Raw genomic sequence first — 19,050 nt, forward strand, 5'->3', positions numbered from 1 at the left:
CACCCCACCCCACCCGGGCTTCGAAGCACCGGGCCGGCAGGCCCGGCACCCGGCCCGGGGCGGCACCGGGAGTGCCCCCCCGCAGGGTTACCGGGAGGGCCCCCCGCAGGGTTACGGTTGCGGCGGCTCCGGCGCGCCCGGGGCGGTGTCGTCCCCCGGCTCCTGCCCGGGCGCGGGCCCTGGCTCCGGCTCCGGATCCACCGCTCGGCGCGGCGGGCGGGTCCGCCCGGACGAGGTGTCCCGCAGGTACGACCCGTCTCCGCCGGCACCGGCCGCGCCACCCCCCGTCCCCGGCCCAGGCCCAGGCCCCGGCTCGGCCCCCGGATCCCGCCTGCGCAGGTACCGCTCGAACTCCCGCGCAATGGCGTCCCCGGACGCCTCCGGCAGGTCCGCGGTGTCCCGCGCCTCCTCCAGCGTCTGGACGTACTCCGCGACCTCGCTGTCCTCCGCGGCGAGTTGGTCGACCCCCAACTGCCAGGCCCGCGCGTCCTCGGGCAGCTCGCCGAGCGGGATCCGCAGGTCGAGGAGGTCCTCCAGCCGGTTCAGCAGGGCGAGCGTGGCCTTCGGGTTCGGCGGCTGGGAGACGTAGTGGGGGACGGCCGCCCACAGGGACACGGCGGGGACCCCGGCGTGGGTGCAGGCCTCCTGCAGGATGCCGACGATGCCGGTGGGGCCCTCGTACTTGGTCTCCTCCAGGTGCATCGTCCGCGCCAGGTCCGGATCGGAGGTCACCCCGCTGACCGGCACCGGACGGGTGTGCGGGGTGTCACCGAGGAGTGCGCCGAGGATGACGACCATCTCGACGCCCAGTTCGTGGGCGAAGCCGAGGAGTTCGTTGCAGAACGACCGCCACCGCATCGACGGTTCGATGCCCCGCACGAGGACGAGGTCCCGCGGGCTGGCGCCGCCGATCCGTACCACGGACAGCCGCGTCGTCGGCCAGGTGATCTTCCGTACCCCGTTGTCCAGCCACACCGTCGGCCGGTTGACCTGGAAGTCGTAGTAGTCCTCGGCGTCGAGCGCGGCGAAGACCTCTCCCTTCCACTCCCGGTCCAGGTGCGCGACCGCACCGGAGGCCGCGTCACCCGCGTCGTTCCAGCCTTCGAACGCGGCCACCATGACCGGGTCGATCAGCTCGGGCACGCCCTCAAGCTCGATCACCCAGGTCTCCTTCCCAAGTTCCTTGTGTACGTGGGCCAGCCTAAGCCTTGCGGGGGCGGCGGCCACAGCCCACGAGAGAGGGGCGGTTCCCCTCGGAACCGCCCCTCTTCCCCGCCGTGCCGGAGGCTATGCCTTGCGGCCCAGCATCTCCTCGACACGGCCTCGGACCGCGTCGTCGTCGAGACCGCGGATGGTCACCGTGGTGCGGCGGCGGAGCACGTCGTCGACGGTCTCGGCCCACTCGAAGTCGCGGGCGTAGGCGACCTGCGCCCAGATCTCCGGGCCGTCCGGGTGGATCCGCTCGGCCAGCGCCGGGTCCTCGTTCGCCAGGCGGGCGATGTCGAAGGCGAGCGAGCCGTAGTGGGAGGCCAGGTGGCGGGCGGTCAGCGGGTCCATGCGGGTGCCGGGCTCGCGGTCCACGAGCAGGCGGTGGGCGACCGCGTTCGGGTTGGCGACACCGGGCAGCGGCACCCGGCGGACCAGCGCCTTCACCGGCTCCATGTCGTCGGTGAGCGGACGGCCGGGGAGCTTCGCCAGCTTGTCCATGACCACCCTGCCGATGTGGCGGTAGGTGGTCCACTTGCCGCCGGCCACGGAGAGCATGCCGCCGGCACCCTCGGTGACGACCGTCTCGCGCTTGGCCTTCTCGACGCCGCCGGGGCCGCCGGGCAGCACGCGCAGGCCCGCGAAGGCGTACGTCATCAGGGAGCGGTCGAGGTCGGCGTCCTTCACGGAGAAGGCGGCCTCGTCCAGGATCTGCTGGATGTCCTTCTCGGTGGCGCGCACGTCCGCCGGGTCGCCCTCGTACACCTCGTCGGTGGTGCCCAGCAGCAGCTGGTCCTCCCACGGCAGGGCGAAGGTGATGCGGTACTTGTCGATCGGGGTGGCCATGGCGGCCTTCCACGGCGACTTGCGCTTCATGACGATGTGCGCGCCCTTGGACAGGCGGATCGACGGCAGCGCGTGCTTGTCCTCCATGCGCCGCAGGTGGTCCACCCACGGGCCGGTGGCGTTGAGCACGACGCGGGCGTCGACGCCGAACTCGGTGCCGTCGAGGCGGTCCTTGAGCTCGGCGCCGGAGACACGGCCGCGCGTCGTGCGCAGGCCGGTGACCTCGGCGTGGTTGAGGACGACGGCGCCGGACTCGACGGCCGCGCGGACCGTCATGACCGCGACGCGGGAGTCGTTCATCTGGTGGTCGTAGTAGACCGCGACGGCCTTGAGGTTGTCGGTCTTCAGGCCGGGGTTGTCGGCGACGGCACGGGCCGGGGATATGACCTTGCCCATGCCGTCGCCGAAGGCCGAGAGGGCGGAGTAGGCGAAGACGCCCGCGCCCAGCTTGGCCGCACCCACCGGACCGCCCTTGTAGACCGGCAGGTAGAAGGTGAGCGGGTTGACCAGGTGCGGGGCCACGTCCTTGGCCAGCACCCGCCGCTCGTGGTGGTTCTCGGCCACCAGCTTGACCGCGCCGGTCTGCAGGTAGCGCAGGCCGCCGTGGACGAGCTTGGAGGAGGCGGAGGAGGTCGCGCCGGCGAAGTCGCCGGCGTCCACCATGGCCACCCGCAGGCCCGACTGCGCGGCGTGCCAGGCCACCGAGGTGCCCAGGATTCCGCCGCCGATGACCAGCAGGTCGTACGTGGCCTTCGACAGCTGCTCACGGGTCTCGGCGCGGCTCGCGTTCCAGCCGGCGGTCGGGTGCGTTCCCAGGGCGGGGACGCTCTGCAGGGTGCTCATGATCTCTTCAGCTCCTCATCGGTTCGTCGGCTGGTGCGGTCAGCCGGCGTTTTCCTCGTCGATCCAGCCCATGGACCGCTCGACGGCCTTGAGCCAGTTCTTGTACTCGCGGTCCCGCTGGTCGGCGGGCATCCGCGGGGTCCACTCGGCCGCGCGGCGCCAGTTGGCGCGCAGGGCGTCGGTGTCCGGCCAGAAGCCGACGGCGAGGCCGGCGGCGTAGGCGGCGCCGAGGCAGGTGGTCTCGGCGACCATCGGACGGACCACGGGGGCGTCCAGGAAGTCCGAGAGCGTCTGCATCAGCAGGTTGTTGGAGGTCATGCCGCCGTCGACCTTGAGGGCCGTCAGCTCGACGCCGGAGTCCTTGGTCATGGCGTCGGTGATCTCGCGGGTCTGCCAGGCGGTGGCCTCCAGGACGGCACGGGCGATGTGCGCCTTGGTGACGTACCGGGTGAGGCCGGCGATCACACCGCGGGCGTCGGAGCGCCAGTACGGGGCGAACAGGCCGGAGAAGGCGGGCACGAAGTAGGCGCCGCCGTTGTCCTCGACGGAGGAGGCCAGGGTCTCGATCTCGGCCGCGGACTTGATCAGGCCCATCTGGTCGCGCATCCACTGGACGAGCGAGCCGGTGACGGCGATGGAGCCCTCCAGGGCGTAGACCGGCTTCTGGTCGCCGATCTGGTAGCCGACCGTGGTCAGCAGGCCGCTGTAGGAGTTGATGACCTTGTCGCCGGTGTTCATCAGCATGAACGTTCCGGTGCCGTAGGTGGACTTGGCCTCGCCCTCGGCGAAGCAGGTCTGGCCGAACAGGGCGGCCTGCTGGTCGCCGAGTGCGGAGGCGACCGGGACGCCGGCGAGGACGCCGTCCTTGACCTGGCCGTAGACCTCGGCGGAGGACTTGATCTCCGGGAGGACCTTCAGCGGGACGTCCATGGACTCCGCGATGCGCTCGTCCCAGGCGAGGGTGTGCAGGTTCATGAGCATGGTGCGGGAGGCGTTGGTGACGTCGGTGACGTGCACGCCGCCCTGGGCGCCGCCGGTCAGGTTCCAGATGACCCAGGAGTCCATGGTGCCGAAGAGGATGTCGCCGGCCTCGGCACGCTCGCGCAGGCCCTCGACGTTGTCGAGCAGCCAGCGGACCTTGGGGCCCGCGAAGTACGAGGCGAGCGGCAGGCCCGTCTCGCGGCGGAAGCGGTCCTGGCCGACGTTGCGGCCGAGCTCCTTGCACAGGGCGTCGGTGCGGGTGTCCTGCCAGACCAGCGCGTTGTGCACCGGCTCGCCGGTGTGCCTGTCCCACAGGACGGTGGTCTCGCGCTGGTTGGTGATGCCGATCGCCTTGACGTCGGCGGCGGTGATCTCGGCCTTGGCGATGGCGCCGGCGACGACCTCCTGGACGTTGGCCCAGATCTCCTTGGCGTCGTGCTCGACCCAGCCCGGCTTCGGGAAGATCTGCTCGTGCTCCTTCTGGTCGACGGCGACGATGCGGCCGTCGCGGTCGAAGACGATGCAGCGGGAGGAGGTGGTGCCCTGGTCGATGGCGGCGATGAACGGGCCGGTGCTGCTGGTCATGTTGGCTGCTCCTGGCAGGTCTGTGAAGAGTGCGGAATCAGGTGGGCGGTGCGGATCTTACGAGCGCGGGGCCGTGCTGATCAGGCGAACGCGACGTTGTACAGGCCGCCGGCGATGACGGCGCCGAGGAGCGGGCCGACCACCGGGATCCAGGAGTAACCCCAGTCGCTGCCGCCCTTGTTGGGCAGCGGCAGCAGGGCGTGGACGATGCGCGGACCGAGGTCGCGGACCGGGTTGATGGCGTAGCCGGTCGGCCCGCCGAGGGAGAGGCCGATGCCGACGACGACGAAGGAGGTGATGAGGACGCCGATGACGCCGAGGCCCTTGCCGTTGTCCTGCAGGCCCTGGGTGAGGATCGCCAGGACCAGGACGGCCGTGCCGATGATCTCGGTGGCCAGGTTCTGGACCACGTTGCGGATCTCGGGGCCGGTGGAGAAGATCCCGAGGACCGGGCCGGCCACCTCGTGCGGGTGGGGGTCCTCCGGGCCGAGCTTGGCGTCACGGATGTGCTCCGGGTCCGCCAGATGGGTGGCGAACTGGCCGTAGTACGTGACCCACATCAGGACGGCGCCGAGCATGGCGCCGAGGAGCTGGCCGGCGAAGTAGACGGGAGTGTCGCTCCAGTCGCCGTTCTTGACTGCGAGGCCGACGGTGACCGCCGGGTTGAGGTGTGCACCGGAGAGCGGGGCGGAGACGTAGGCGGCGATCAGTACGGCGAAACCCCAGCCGAAGGTGATCGAGAGCCAGCCTGCGTTGCGGGCCTTGGAGCTCTTGAGGGTCACGGCGGCGCAAACACCACCGCCGAGCAGGGTGAGCAGGGCGGTACCGATGGTCTCGCCGAGGAAGATGTCGGAGCTGGACACCCGCGACTCCTTTGTCTTACGTCCAGGGGTGCTCGGAGGCGGGGTCCCGGCCCGCGTCCGCGCACTCGGTGAGTGGTTCACCGGTCCTTGGCCTTGCCCCACCCTAACGCGTATTGCCGGTAGGTGTTCGACAATGCCGACCGATGAACGGCAGTTTTTCGCCCAGGTGAAGAACGCGTCAAGGGTTGGCCAGGCCAATGTGTCGGATCGTTACCACGCAGTGCGATCGAACAAAACAAGCCGTGCGATGGCCGAAATATGGCAACAAGGCAGCAGAAAACGGCCACGGAGTGGCCGGGAACATGCAGGATGAGGTCTAGAACCGGCCCGCGCCGAGGTCGCGGGAAACAGCCCGCGCGCAGTCGCGCACCGAGGCCACCAGGGCCGCGCGCGGCTCCCCGGACTCCCCGCAGACGCGCTCCACCGCACCGGCCACCGCCACCGCGCCCACCGGCATCCGGCGGCGGTCGTGGATGGGCGCGGCCACCGAGGCGATGCCCTCCCAGGTCTCCTCGACGTCCGCGGCCCAGCCGCGCGCCCGGGTCAGGTCCAGCACTTCCTCGAAGCCCGCGCCGTCCGTGACCGTGCGCGGCGTGAACGCCTCGCGCTCGGCCTCCAGGGCCTCCGTGTGGGCGACCGGGTCGTACGCCGACAGGACCTTGCCCAGCGCCGTCGAGTGCAGCGGCTGCATGGCCCCCACCTCCAGCACCTGACGGCTGTCGTCGGGGCGGAACACGTGGTGCATGATCAGCACCCCGCTCTTGTGCAGCACGCCCACGTACACGCTCTCCCCGCTCGCGCGGGCCAGGTCGTCGGTCCACACCAGCGCCCGGGCGCGCAGCTCGTGCACGTCCAGGTAGCTGTTGCCCAGGCGCAGCAGCTCCGCGCCCAGCTGGTAGCGGCCGGAGGCCTGGTCCTGCTCGACGAAGCCCTCGGCCTGCAGGGTCCGCAGGATCCCGTGCGCCGTGCCCTTGGCCAGCCCCAGGGAGCTCGCGATGTCCGAGAGGCCGAGGCGGCGCTCACCGCCGGCAAGGAGCCGCAGCATCGCAGCGGCTCGTTCGAGCGACTGGATGTTCCGTGCCATGGTGCGCAGCCTCCTGCTGATGTAGTTCGACAATGCTGAACACTATCGGCCCATGTCGACCTTGCGCATGGGCGGCCATATGTTCAAGCCGAAGCCGCCCGGGGCACACCCGGCCGACCCTCCGGGCACAGGATGCAGTCCGCCACGTGGGACACCCTCACCGGGGTTGCGAAGGCGCGGTTACTCTGAGCGCGTGCACCCTTGACACAGCAAGGGTGCAAAGCCGACAGCCGTCGCATCCCAGGGAGTTCTCTCATGGCCTCGTTGCCGAACCCGCCCGCCGACACCCAGACCCGGGCCGACGCCCTCCGGGAGGCGCTGGCGACCCGCGTGGTCGTCGCCGACGGAGCCATGGGAACGATGCTCCAGGCGCAGGAACCCACCCTCGATGACTTCCAGCAGCTCGAAGGATGCAACGAGGTCCTGAACGTCACCCGCCCCGACATCGTCCGCACCGTGCACGAGGCCTACTTCGCGGCCGGCGTGGACTGCGTGGAGACCAACACCTTCGGCGCGAACTTCAGCGCACTGGGCGAGTACGACATCCCCGAACGCAACTTCGAGCTGTCCGAGGCCGGCGCCCGCATCGCCCGCGAGACCGCCGACGCCTTCACCGCCTCCACCGGGCAGCAGCGCTGGGTCCTCGGCTCCATGGGTCCGGGCACCAAGCTCCCCACCCTCGGCCACATCCCGTACACCACCATCCGCGACGCCTACCAGGTCAACGCGGAAGGCCTGCTCTCCGGCGGTGCGGACGCCCTGCTGGTGGAGACCACCCAGGACCTGCTCCAGACCAAGGCCTCCGTCATCGGCGCCCGCCGCGCCATGGACGCCCTCGGCGTGTCCGTCCCGCTGATCTGCTCGGTGACGGTGGAGACCACCGGCACGATGCTGCTGGGATCCGAGATCGGCGCGGCGCTCACGTCGCTGGAGCCGCTCGGCATCGACATGATCGGCCTGAACTGCGCCACCGGCCCCGCCGAGATGAGCGAGCACCTGCGCTACCTGGCCCGCAACGCCGGCATTCCGCTGTCGTGCATGCCGAACGCCGGCCTGCCCGTGCTGACCAAGGACGGCGCCCACTACCCGCTGAGCGCCTCCGAGCTGGCGGACGCCCAGGAGACCTTCGTCCGCGAGTACGGGCTGTCGCTCGTCGGCGGCTGCTGCGGCACCACGCCGGAGCACCTGCGCCAGGTCGTCGAGCGGGTCCGCGGCCTCGCCCCCGCCGCCCGTCAGCCCCGCCCGGAGCCGGGCGCGTCCTCCCTGTACCAGACGGTGCCGTTCCGGCAGGACACCTCGTACATGGCGATCGGCGAGCGGACCAACGCCAACGGGTCGAAGAAGTTCCGCGAGGCGATGCTGGAAGGCCGCTGGGACGACTGCGTGGAGATGGCCCGCGACCAGATCCGCGAGGGCGCGCACATGCTGGACCTGTGCGTGGACTACGTCGGCCGGGACGGCGTTGCCGACATGGAGGAGCTCGCCGGCCGGTTCGCCACCGCCTCCACGCTGCCGATCGTCCTGGACTCGACGGAGGTGGACGTCATCCGGGCCGGCCTGGAGAAGCTGGGCGGCCGCGCGGTCATCAACTCCGTCAACTACGAGGACGGCGACGGGCCCGAGTCGCGGTTCGCGAAGGTCACCCGCCTGGCCCAGGAGCACGGTGCGGCGCTGATCGCCCTGACCATCGACGAGGAGGGCCAGGCCCGTACCGTCGAGCACAAGGTCGCCGTCGCCGAGCGCCTGATCACGGACCTGACGGAGAACTGGGGGATCAGCGAGTCCGACATCCTCATCGACACCCTGACCTTCACCATCTGCACCGGCCAGGAGGAGTCCCGCGGGGACGGCATCGCGACGATCGAGGCGATCCGGGAGCTGAAGCGGCGGCACCCGGCCGTGCAGACCACGCTCGGCCTGTCGAACATCTCCTTCGGCCTGAACCCGGCCGCCCGCGTCCTGCTGAACTCCGTGTTCCTGGACGAGTGCGTCAAGGCGGGCCTGGACTCGGCGATCGTGCACGCGTCGAAGATCCTGCCGATCGCCCGGTTCGACGAGGAGCAGGTCACCACCGCCCTCGACCTGATCTACGACCGCCGCGGCGAGGGCTACGACCCCCTCCAGAAGCTGATGGCCCTCTTCGAGGGCGTCAACACGAAGTCCCTCAAGGCCGGGCGCGCCGAGGAGCTCCTCGCGCTGCCGCTGGAGGAGCGGCTCCGCCGCCGGATCATCGACGGTGAGAAGAACGGCCTGGAGCAGGACCTCGACGAGGCCCTGCAGACCCGCCCGGCCCTGGACATCGTCAACGACACCCTCCTGGAGGGCATGAAGGTCGTCGGCGAGCTGTTCGGCTCGGGCCAGATGCAGCTGCCGTTCGTGCTGCAGTCGGCCGAGGTGATGAAGTCCGCGGTGGCCCACCTGGAACCGCACATGGAGAAGTCGGACGCGGAGGGCAAGGGCACCATCGTGCTGGCCACCGTCCGCGGCGACGTCCACGACATCGGCAAGAACCTCGTCGACATCATCCTGTCGAACAACGGCTACAACGTGGTCAACATCGGCATCAAGCAGCCCGTCTCCGCGATCGTCGAGGCCGCCCAGGAGCACAAGGCGGACGTCATCGGCATGTCCGGGCTCCTGGTGAAGTCGACCGTGATCATGAAGGAGAACCTGGAGGAGCTCAACCAGCGCAAGCTCGCGGCCCAGTACCCCGTCATCCTCGGCGGAGCCGCCCTCACCCGCGCCTATGTCGAACAGGACCTCCACGAGATCTACGACGGCGAGGTCCGCTACGCCCGCGACGCCTTCGAGGGCCTGCGCCTGATGGACGCCCTCGTCGCCGTCAAGCGCGGCGTCCCCGGGGCCACCCTGCCCGAGCTCAAGCAGCGCCGCGTCGCCAAGCGGGACACCCCCCTTCTCCAGGTGGAGGAGGCCGAGGAGCCCGGCGGCCGCTCCGACGTCGCCGTCGACAACCCCGTGCCCGCCCCGCCGTTCTGGGGCACCCGGGTCGTCAAGGGCATCCCGCTCAAGGACTACGCCTCCTGGCTCGACGAGGGCGCCCTGTTCAAGGGCCAGTGGGGGCTCAAGCAGGCCCGCGCCGGCGGCCCGACCTACGAGGAGCTCGTCGAGACCGAGGGCCGGCCCCGGCTGCGCGGTCTGCTGGAGAAGCTGCACACCGAGAACCTGCTGGAGGCGGCCGTCGTCCACGGCTACTTCCCCTGCGTCTCCAAGGGCGACGACCTGATCATCCTCGACGAGCAGGGCAACGAGCGGACCCGGTTCACCTTCCCCCGCCAGCGCCGCGGCCGCCGCCTGTGCCTGGCCGACTTCTTCCGCCCCGAGGAGTCCGGCGAGACCGACGTCGTCGGCCTCCAGGTCGTCACCGTCGGCTCGAAGATCGGCGAGGCCACGGCGAGGCTGTTCGAGTCGGACTCCTACCGCGAGTACCTGGAGCTGCACGGCCTGTCGGTCCAGCTCGCCGAGGCCCTCGCCGAGTACTGGCACGCCCGCGTCCGGTCCGAGCTCGGCTTCGGCGGAGAGGACCCGGCCGACGTCGAGGACATGTTCGCCCTCAAGTACCGCGGCGCCCGCTTCTCCCTGGGCTACGGGGCCTGCCCCGACCTGGAGGACCGTGCCAAGATCGCCGACCTGCTCCGGCCCGAGCGGATCGGCGTCCACCTCTCCGAGGAGTTCCAGCTCCACCCGGAGCAGTCCACCGACGCGATCGTCATCCACCACCCCGAAGCGAAGTATTTCAACGCACGCTGAGGCAGATCGACGTACACTGGTCGGTCCCACACAGGCCGGTCGCCTGTTCCTCCGGGGGTACAGCCCCGCGGGAAGAGGTGACCGGCCTTCTCGTCCCCTCCGAGAGGCGCGCGCATGACCAGTACCGTTCCCGTCTCCACCCTCCGCGCGGCCGACGGCTCGGCCCTGCAGGCGGTGCTCCTCGACATGGACGGGACGCTGGTCGACACCGAGGGCTTCTGGTGGGACGCCGAGGTGGACGTCTTCGCCGAACTCGGCCACCGGCTGGAGGAATCCTGGCGGGACGTCGTCGTCGGCGGGCCGATGAGCCGCAGCCTCGGTTTCCTGATCGAGGCCACCGGCGTGGCCATCGACCTCGCCGAACTGAGCGTGCTGCTCAACGAGCGCTTCGAGGCCCGCATCGGCGAGCGGGTGCCGCTCATGCCGGGCGCCGAGCGGCTGCTGACCGAGCTGGCCCGGCACAACGTGCCCACCGCCCTCGTCTCGGCCTCCCACCGGCGGGTCATCGACCGGATCCTGCGCTCGCTGGGCACCGACCGCTTCGCCATGACCGTGGCCGGCGACGAGGTGCCGCGCACCAAGCCGCACCCCGACCCCTACCTGCTGGCCGCCCGCACCCTCGGCGCCCATCCCGCCCGCTGCGCCGTCATCGAGGACACCGCCACCGGCGTGGCGGCCGCGGAGGCCGCCGGCTGCCGCGTCGTCGCCGTCCCCTCGGTGGGCCACATCACCCCCGCCGCCGGGCGCACCGTCGTCCGCTCCCTGGAGGACGTGGACCTCCCCTTCCTGCGGGCCCTCATCCCCCCGGTGAACTGATTCCCGCGCCCGCCCGTCACCCCGGTGGACGGACCGCGGGCGCTCCGTTCGAGCGAGCCCGGGCCACCCTCACCGGCCCCGAGACGGATCTTCCGTTCCATGGCCGGGAGGCCGGAATTCCATCCTTTCCGCGGTCCTCGGGCCGGGTGACCTTCGTCACCCGAAACGCCCCCGACCGACCTGTCCCGGGGCTCGGCAAGGTTCCCTTGTGTCCGGATTGATGATCTCATGCCCCCATCTGGGATGGCCCCGGCACTGACAGGCAGTCCGCTCCCATCACCGTGCGATTACACCCCAAGTCCTGCCAGTTCAAGCCATCCCCTCACAGGCCACTAATGTCGACGCGGGCACTCCGCCGCACCGCAGCAGTCCAGGACGCATACCCCTGTGTCGGGATTGTGCGGACCGATCGTCATACAGCCGGCCCGATCGTTCCGCCCTGAACGGGCGACCCTCGCGCAGTGCCCTTTACACCGCTTTGAACAAGTGCCGGTCAAGGGAGTACTTCCAGCATGAACCGCAAGACCCTGGTGCTGACGGCCGCGGCCGGACTGCTCACCCCCGCGCTCGCCGCCTGCGGCAGCTCGACGGGCGGAGGAGCAGGAACCGGAGCGATCGTCGTCGGCACCACCGACCGGTACGAGGCGGCGGACTACGCCCCCGCACCGTTCGACCCGGCGTACGCCTACGACGCCGGCGCCTGGAACGTCCTGCGGCAGACCGTCCAGACCCTGATGCACACCCCCCGCGGCGGAGGCCAGCCCGTCCCCGAGGCGGCATCCGACTGCCGCTTCACCGACAACGGCAACGAGAGCTACCGCTGCACCCTGCGGCCCGGCCTGAAGTTCGCCAACGGCGAGCCGCTCACCGCCAAGGACGTCAAGTTCTCCATCGACCGCGTCCGCGCCATCAACGCCGAGAACGGCCCCTCCTCGCTGCTCTCCACCATCGACACCGTCGAGGCCAAGAGCGCCGACACCGTCGTCTTCCACCTGAACACCCCGGACGCGACCTTCCCGTACAAGCTCGCCACCCCCGCCGCAGGCATCGTCAGCGAGAAGACCTACGACGCCAAGAGGCTCCGCGGCGGCTTCGCCGTCGACGGCTCCGGCCCCTACACGATGAAGGCCGAGGTCAAGGGCGACCACCTCGTCCGCGCCGTGTTCACCAAGAACCCCCACTACAAGGGCGACCTGAAGCTGCAGAACGACAAGGTCGAACTGCGCACCTTCACCGACTCCGCGGCCATGGGCAAGGCCCTCACCGACGGCCGCATCCACATGGTCTCGCGCACCCTGTCGCCCGCCCAGATAGCCGAGTTCTCCACCAACGCCCCCAAGGGCGTCAAGCTCACCCAGATGCCCGGCCTGGAGATCCGCTACATCGGCTTCAACACCGAGGCCCCGGCCGTCAAGGACAAGGCCGTACGCCAGGCCCTCGCCGCCGCCGTCGACCGCAACGCCATCATCTCCAAGGTGTACGGCAAGTCCGCCCAGCCGCTGTACTCGCTGGTCCCCACCTCCGTCGCCGGCCACGTCAACTCCTTCCGCAACAAGTACGGCGAGGCCAACACCGCCAAGGCAGCCGCCCTCCTCAAGGACGCCGGCATCAAGACCCCGGTCAAGCTGACGCTGAACTACACCAAGGACCACTACGGCGACGGCACGGCCGCCGAGTTCGAGACCCTGAAGAACCAGCTGAACTCCACCCAGCTGTTCGACATCACCGTCCAGGGCTCCGACTGGACCGAGTTCCGCCCCGCGCAGAAGAAGGGCGACTACGCCGCCTACGGGCTCGGCTGGTTCCCCGACTACGCGGACCCCGACAACTTCCTCGCTCCCTTCCTGGAGCAGGACAACTTCCTGGGCACGCCGTACGCCAACAGTACGGTGCGCACCAAGCTCATCCCCGAGTCCCGCAAGGCCGTCGACCGCAACGTGGCCGGCCCCGCGATCTCGGAGATGCAGGACATCGTCGCCGAGGACGTGCCCGTCCTGCCCCTGTGGCAGGGCAAGCAGTACGTCGCCGCACGCGACGGGATCACCGGAGTGGAGTGGTCGGTCAACGCCATCTCCGACCTCCAGCTGTGGGAGCTCGGCCGCGGTGTCAGCGGCTGAGACGAGCAGCAACCGGCAGCGGGTGTCGCAGGCCGGCGCAACGATTCAGCAATACTGTGAAGGACGTTCGTGCGATGAGACGTAACCAGTGGTTGGCAGCCCCGCTCGGCGCAGCCACCGCCGCCGCGCTGCTCAGCGGTTGCGGTTCGACCGATGGCCCCGCCGCCGAGGGCGGCAAGGGCGTGGTCATGGGCATATCCGACAAGGTGAAGTCCACCGACCCCGCCTCGGGTTACGACCCGGGCTCCTGGCTGCTCTTCAACAACGTCTTCCAGTCGCTGCTGAGCTTCCCCAAGGGCGGCACCACGCCGGAGCCCGACGCCGCCCAGGCCTGCAACTTCGAGGGCGGCGACAGCAAGGTGTACAAGTGCACCCTGCGCGCCGGCCTGAAGTTCAGCAACGGCCACGCGCTCACCTCGAAGGACGTGAAGTTCTCCTTCGAGCGCACGCTGAAGATCAACGACGCGAACGGCCCCGCCGTCATGCTGTCGTCGATCGCCGGCATCGACACCCCCGACGACAAGACCGTCGTCTTCCGCCTCAAGACCTCCGACGCGACCTTCCCCAGCAAGATCGCCTCCGGTGCGGGCTCCATCGTCGACAGCAGCGAGTACCCGGCCGACAAGCTCCGCACCGACAACAAGGCCATCGGATCCGGCGTCTACAAGCTGGACTCCATGAACGAGAAGAGCGCCAACTTCTCGGTCAACGAGTCCTACACCGGCAAGGCCAAGCCGAAGAACACCGGCGTCACCCTGAAGTTCTTCAACCAGGACCAGGCCGCCCTGAAGAAGACGCTGGAGAGCGGCGACGTCGACTTCGCCTTCCGCGGCCTCGCGGCCAAGGACATCGCCAGCCTGTCCTCCACCAAGACCGGCAACAACAGCGTCGAGGTCGTCCAGGGCACCGGCGCCGAGGTCCAGCACCTCGTCTTCAACATGAAGGACGAGGTCGTCGGAAAGCTCCCCGTCCGCAAGGCCATCGCCTACCTCGTGGACCGCGAGGCGCTCGTCAAGGACGTCTACGAGGGCACCGCCACCTCGCTGTACTCGGTCATCCCGGCCGGCATCGGCTCGCACACCACCGCCTTCTTCGACCGCTACGGCGGCGCGCCGCAGCCGAAGAAGGCCGAGGCCGTCCTCCGCGCGGCCGGCATCAAGGACAAGGTGAAGATCACCCTGTACTCGACGCCCGCCCGCTACGGTCCGGCGACGGACCAGGAGATGAACCTCATCGCCAAGCAGCTCAACGACAGCGGCCTCTTCGACGCCGACGTCAAGTCCGTCGAGTACGAGCAGTACGAGAAGGACATCGACGCCGGCAAGTACGGCGTGTACGTCCGCGGCTGGGTCCCCGACTTCCCGGACGCCGACAACTTCACGCAGCCGTTCTTCGGACCGGACAACGTCCTGCGCAACAACTACGACAACAAGGAGATCACCGGGTCGATCATCCCGGCGACCGCCTCCAAGGCCGACCGCACCGCGGCCACGCCCGACTACACCCGCCTCCAGGACATCGTCGCCGACGAGCTCCCGCTCCTGCCCCTGTGGCAGAGCAAGCAGTACGCGGTGACCCGCCAGAACGTCACCGGCCTGCAGTGGTCGCTGGACGCCTCCACCGTCTTCCGCTTCTGGGAGATCGCCAAGGGCTGACCGCCCCACAAACGAGAACCGGCCCGTGCCACCTCCCCCTGGAGGCGGCACGGGCCGGTTCCGTTTCCCGGCCCCCGCGGGCCCGGCAGACGGGCCCGCCGGCTACTGCGCTGCGCCCGGCCGGACCAGGCCGCTCTCGTACGCGTACACCGCCGCCTGCACCCGGTCCCGCAGCCCCAGCTTCGTCAGCACATGCCCCACATGCGTCTTCACCGTGGTCTCGCTCACGAACAGGTCCGCCGCGATCTCCGCGTTCGACAACCCCCGCGCCACCAGCTTCAGCACCTCGACCTCACGCTCCGTCAACGACCCCAGCGTGTCCGGGACCCGCTCCTCACCCGACGGCAGGTGACCCGCGTACTTGTCCAGCAGCCGCCGCGTGATACTCGGCGCCAGCATCGCCTCACCACCCGCCACCACCCGGATCGCCTGCACCAGCTCATGCGCCGGCGCGTCCTTCAGCAGGAACCCGCTCGCCCCCGCCCGCAACGCCTGCACCACGTACTCGTCCAGATCGAACGTCGTCAGCACCAGCACCTTCGCCGGACCGTCCCGTCCCGGCCCGGTGATCTGCCGCGTCGCCTCCACCCCGTCCATCCGCGGCATCCGGATGTCCATCAGCACCACATCCGGCTGCAGCGCCCGCACCTGCTCCAGCGCCTGCACACCGTCCCCGGCCTCGCCGACCACCGCCAGATCCTGTTCGGCCTCCAGAATCATCCGGAAACCGGTGCGCAGCAACGGCTGGTCATCGACCAGGAGGACGCGGATCGCCACGGGTGACACCTCGAATTCGGTAAGGCCGCTTCGGCGGGACGCCACCCATTCTGCCCTGATCGGATGATCAGGATTCCGCCGGACGCGCCTGCCCGGCCCCCGGCTTCGGCACGACCGCCAGCGGATACACCGGGGGAGTGCCCCCGAACTCCGGACACACCGCCCGGTGATCACACCAGCCGCACAACTTCGTCGGCCGCGGCCGCCAGTCCCCCGTCGCCGTCGCCTCCTTGATCGCCTCCCACAGCGCCAGCAGCTTCCGCTCCACCCGCTCAAGGTCCGCCATCACCGGGTCGTACGTCAGCACGTCCCCACTGCCCAGGTACACCAGCTGCAGCCGCCGCGGCACCACCCGCTTCAACCGCCACACCACCAGCGCATAGAACTTCATCTGGAACAGCGCACCCTCGGCATACTCCGGCCGCGGCGCCTTCCCCGTCTTGTAGTCGACGATCCGCACCTCACCCGTCGCCGCCACGTCCACCCGGTCGATGATCCCGCGCAGCCGCAGTCCCGACTCCAGCTCCGCCTCCACGAAGAACTCCCGCTCCACCGGCTCCAGCCGCGTCGGGTCCTCCAGCGTGAACCACCGCTCCACCAGCGCCTCGGCCTCCGACAGCCAGCGCGCCAGCCCCTCCCCCTCCTCCCCCGCCGGAAACAGCTCCGACAGCTCCGGCTTCGCCTCCAGCAGCCGCTCCCACTGCCCCGGCACCAGCGCCTTCGCCCGCGGCGCCGTCCGCTCCTGCGCCGGATGATCGAACAACCGCTCCAGCACCGCATGCACCAGCGTCCCCCGCGTCGCCGCCGCACTCGGCTTCTCCGGCAGCCGGTCGATCACCCGGAACCGGTACAGCAGCGGGCACTGCATGAAATCGCTCGCCCGCGAGGGCGACAGCGAAACGGGCACCGCCACACCCGGTGCCGCATCGGCATCCGAGGCGCCGGAAAGGGAACCGGAACTCGTCGTCATGCACAAAACCCTACGACCCGCCACGGACAGCCACGCGCATACCATCGACGCGGGGCCCCCTCGCACTGCATGATCGGAGCATCACACCGCGCAACCGACCAGCCCCGCCGACTCCCGCCGGGCGGCCCGTGAACCACACTGGGAACACCACCGGCACACCCCCGCCGGACAGCACCGACCGAAGGACAGCAGTGGCAGACACCGACGAGACCGGCGAACGCCAGGGCAAGCGCCCCGGACCGGGCGGCGGAGTCCTCATGGGCCGCCCCTTCGGCGTACCCGTCTACGTCTCGCCCAGCTGGTTCCTCGTCGCCGCCCTCATCACCTGGGTCTTCGGCGACCAGCTCGACCGCGTCCTGCCCGACCTCGGCCCCGCCCGCTACCTCGTCTCCCTCTTCTTCGCCGTCGCCTTCTACGCCTCCGTCCTCGTCCACGAACTCGCCCACACCGTCGCAGCCCTCCGCTTCCGCCTCCCCGTCCGCCGCATCCAGCTCCAGTTCTTCGGCGGCGTCTCCGAGATCGAGAAGGAAACCGAAACCCCCGGCCGCGAATTCGTCCTCGCCTTCGTCGGCCCCCTCCTCTCCCTCCTCCTCGCCGGAGCCTTCTACCTCGGCATGAAAGCCGTCGACCCCGGCACCGTCCCCGGCGTCCTCCTCGCCGGCCTCATGATCTCCAACCTCCTCGTCGCCGCCTTCAACCTCCTGCCCGGCCTCCCCCTCGACGGCGGCCGCATGCTCCGCGCCGTCATCTGGGGCATCACCGGCAAACCCATGACCGGCACCATCGCCGCCGCCTGGGTCGGCCGCGGCCTCGCCGTCGCCGTCCTCCTCGGCCTCCCCCTGATCACCCACACAGGACTCCTCGGCACCCCCGGCGACGAAATCGACGGCATGAGCACCGTCATGGACGCCCTCCTCGCCGCCATCCTCGCCGCCATCATCTGGACCGGCGCCGGCAACAGCCTCCGCATGGCCCGCCTGCGCGAACACCTCCCCGAACTCCGCGCCCGCACCCTCACCCGCCGCGCCGTCCCCGTCGAGAACACCACCCCCCTCTCCGAAGCCCTGCGCCGCGCCGACGACTACGGCGCCCGCGCCATCGTCATCGTCGACGGCCACGGCGAGCCCACCGCCATCGTCCGCGAAAGCGCCATCGCCTCCGTCCCCGAACACCGCCGCCCCTGGGTCGCCGTCAACACCCTCGCCCAGGACCTCACCGACGGCATGAAGGTTTCCGCCGAGCTCACCGGCGAGGAACTCCTCGACCACCTCCGCACCACCCCCGCCACCGAGTACCTCGTCCTCGACACCGGCGGCCGGGTCTACGGCGTCCTCTCCGCCCTCGACGTCGAAAAAGCCTTCGTGAAGGCCATGGCACGGCCCCGCCCCTGAAACCAATACACTGGTCACATGTCCGAACCGACCGGTGCCGCCCGCCGTCGCGGGCCCTTCAAGGTCGGGGACCAGGTCCAGCTCACCGACCCCAAGGGACGCCACTACACGTTCACGCTCGAAGCAGGGAAGAACTTCCACACCCACAAGGGTTCCTTCCCCCACGACGAGCTGATCGGCGCTCCCGAGGGCAGTGTTGTCCGAACCACGGGGAACGTCGCGTACCTCGCGCTGCGCCCCCTGCTCCCCGACTACGTCCTGTCCATGCCCCGCGGCGCCGCCGTGGTCTACCCCAAGGACGCAGGCCAGATCCTGGCCTTCGCCGACATCTTCCCCGGCGCACGCGTCGTGGAGGCAGGGGTGGGCTCCGGCTCCCTCAGCAGCTTCCTGCTGCGCGCCATCGGCGACCAGGGCATGCTCCACAGCTACGAGCGCCGCGCGGACTTCGCCCAGATCGCCCGGGAAAACGTCGAACGCTACTTCGGCGGCCCGCACCCCGCGTGGCAGCTGACCGTCGGCGACCTCCAGGACAACCTGTCCGACACCGACGTCGACCGCGTCATCCTCGACATGCTCGCCCCCTGGGAATGCCTGGAAGCCGTCTCCAAGGCCCTGGTCCCGGGCGGCATCCTGTGCTGCTACGTGGCCACCACCACCCAGCTTTCCAAGACCGTCGAGTCCATCCGCGAGATCGGCTGCTTCGCCGAACCGCAGCCCTGGGAATCGATGATCCGCAACTGGCACGTCGAAGGCCTCGCCGTCCGACCCGACCACCGGATGATCGGACACACCGGCTTCCTCGTCACCGCCCGCCGCCTCGCGGACGGCGTCGAGCCCCCGATGCGCCGCCGCCGCCCCGCCAAGGGCGCCTACGGCGAGGACTACGAGGGCCCCGGAGCCCAGTCCGGCGGCTCCGGCGACCGCGGCTGAACCACAGCCCCGACGCAAACACACAGGCGCTGCGGTGCAGTTCCCCCGCCACCCGCGGGAACTGCACCGCAGCGCCTTCACGTTGCCCGGGCGCACCCACGCGAAGACCACGGACCCACCCGTTCCACCCCTGTGTGAGGTGTGACACGATGCTGGCTCGCCGTCACCGCCACCGCCCGCACAGGAGACACCCCGCGTGCCGCACCGCACCGCCGCGC

Annotated in this window: 13 protein-coding genes; 6 read left to right on the forward strand and 7 right to left on the reverse strand. The window is 70.2% G+C overall.

All coding sequences use genetic code 11. The annotated features are described in order from the left end of the window. Positions 1 to 111: 111 nt before the first annotated feature. From HYE82_RS20470 to HYE82_RS20490, 5 genes are all read right to left on the reverse strand, one after another. Complete coding sequence (locus tag HYE82_RS20470) at positions 112 to 1,161, reverse strand: PAC2 family protein (protein ID WP_179175567.1); 1,050 nt, start codon at positions 1,159 to 1,161, stop codon at positions 112 to 114. A 126-nt stretch (positions 1,162 to 1,287) separates the two neighbouring features. After that, entirely contained in the window at positions 1,288 to 2,895 is a 1,608-nt protein-coding gene (locus tag HYE82_RS20475) for a glycerol-3-phosphate dehydrogenase/oxidase (RefSeq protein ID WP_179175568.1), read from the reverse strand. Between the two features lie 39 nt (positions 2,896 to 2,934). After that, positions 2,935 to 4,461 (reverse strand): glycerol kinase GlpK, encoded by a 1,527-nt coding sequence (gene glpK, locus HYE82_RS20480; RefSeq protein ID WP_179175569.1) that lies wholly within the window; start codon positions 4,459 to 4,461, stop codon positions 2,935 to 2,937. 80 nt (positions 4,462 to 4,541) lie between these two features. Beyond that, positions 4,542 to 5,324, reverse strand: a complete 783-nt coding sequence (locus HYE82_RS20485; protein ID WP_179175570.1) for an MIP/aquaporin family protein — start codon at positions 5,322 to 5,324, stop codon at positions 4,542 to 4,544. A 316-nt stretch (positions 5,325 to 5,640) separates the two neighbouring features. Beyond that, positions 5,641 to 6,408 (reverse strand): IclR family transcriptional regulator, encoded by a 768-nt coding sequence (locus HYE82_RS20490; protein WP_179175577.1) that lies wholly within the window; start codon positions 6,406 to 6,408, stop codon positions 5,641 to 5,643. A gap of 255 nt (positions 6,409 to 6,663) precedes the next feature. Here HYE82_RS20490 and metH point away from each other — a divergent pair, with 255 nt between their 5' ends. The 4 genes from metH (at position 6,664) to HYE82_RS20510 (ending at position 14,764) form a co-directional block, all read left to right on the forward strand. Further along, complete coding sequence (gene metH, locus HYE82_RS20495) at positions 6,664 to 10,176, forward strand: methionine synthase (RefSeq protein WP_179175571.1); 3,513 nt, start codon at positions 6,664 to 6,666, stop codon at positions 10,174 to 10,176. Between the two features lie 114 nt (positions 10,177 to 10,290). Continuing rightward, positions 10,291 to 10,992, forward strand: coding sequence for an HAD family phosphatase (locus HYE82_RS20500; RefSeq protein WP_179175572.1), 702 nt, complete (start codon positions 10,291 to 10,293; stop codon positions 10,990 to 10,992). Positions 10,993 to 11,504: 512 nt separating this feature from the next. Continuing rightward, positions 11,505 to 13,109 carry an ABC transporter substrate-binding protein gene (locus HYE82_RS20505; protein ID WP_179175573.1) on the forward strand — a complete coding sequence of 535 codons (1,605 nt, stop codon included), beginning with the start codon at positions 11,505 to 11,507 and terminating at the stop codon, positions 13,107 to 13,109. A 74-nt stretch (positions 13,110 to 13,183) separates the two neighbouring features. After that, entirely contained in the window at positions 13,184 to 14,764 is a 1,581-nt protein-coding gene (locus HYE82_RS20510; protein WP_179175574.1) for an ABC transporter substrate-binding protein, read from the forward strand. A gap of 102 nt (positions 14,765 to 14,866) precedes the next feature. On the opposite strand, the gene HYE82_RS20515 is transcribed toward HYE82_RS20510, so the two are convergent. Further along, entirely contained in the window at positions 14,867 to 15,541 is a 675-nt protein-coding gene (locus HYE82_RS20515) for a response regulator transcription factor (RefSeq protein WP_179175575.1), read from the reverse strand. 67 nt (positions 15,542 to 15,608) lie between these two features. After that, a complete protein-coding gene (locus HYE82_RS20520; RefSeq protein ID WP_256987478.1) occupies positions 15,609 to 16,511 on the reverse strand; it encodes a RecB family exonuclease in 903 nt (300 codons plus the stop codon). 191 nt (positions 16,512 to 16,702) lie between these two features. On the opposite strand from HYE82_RS20520, the gene HYE82_RS20525 reads away from it, so the two are divergent. Together HYE82_RS20525 and HYE82_RS20530 are read left to right on the forward strand one after the other, a co-directional pair. Continuing rightward, positions 16,703 to 17,902, forward strand: coding sequence for a site-2 protease family protein (locus tag HYE82_RS20525; protein ID WP_309144388.1), 1,200 nt, complete (start codon positions 16,703 to 16,705; stop codon positions 17,900 to 17,902). A gap of 18 nt (positions 17,903 to 17,920) precedes the next feature. After that, positions 17,921 to 18,832 carry a tRNA (adenine-N1)-methyltransferase gene (locus tag HYE82_RS20530; protein WP_179175576.1) on the forward strand — a complete coding sequence of 304 codons (912 nt, stop codon included), beginning with the start codon at positions 17,921 to 17,923 and terminating at the stop codon, positions 18,830 to 18,832. The last annotated feature ends 218 nt before the right edge of the window (positions 18,833 to 19,050 follow it).

This window comes from Streptomyces sp. BR123, assembly GCF_013401435.1.
Lineage (GTDB): Bacteria > Actinomycetota > Actinomycetes > Streptomycetales > Streptomycetaceae > Streptomyces.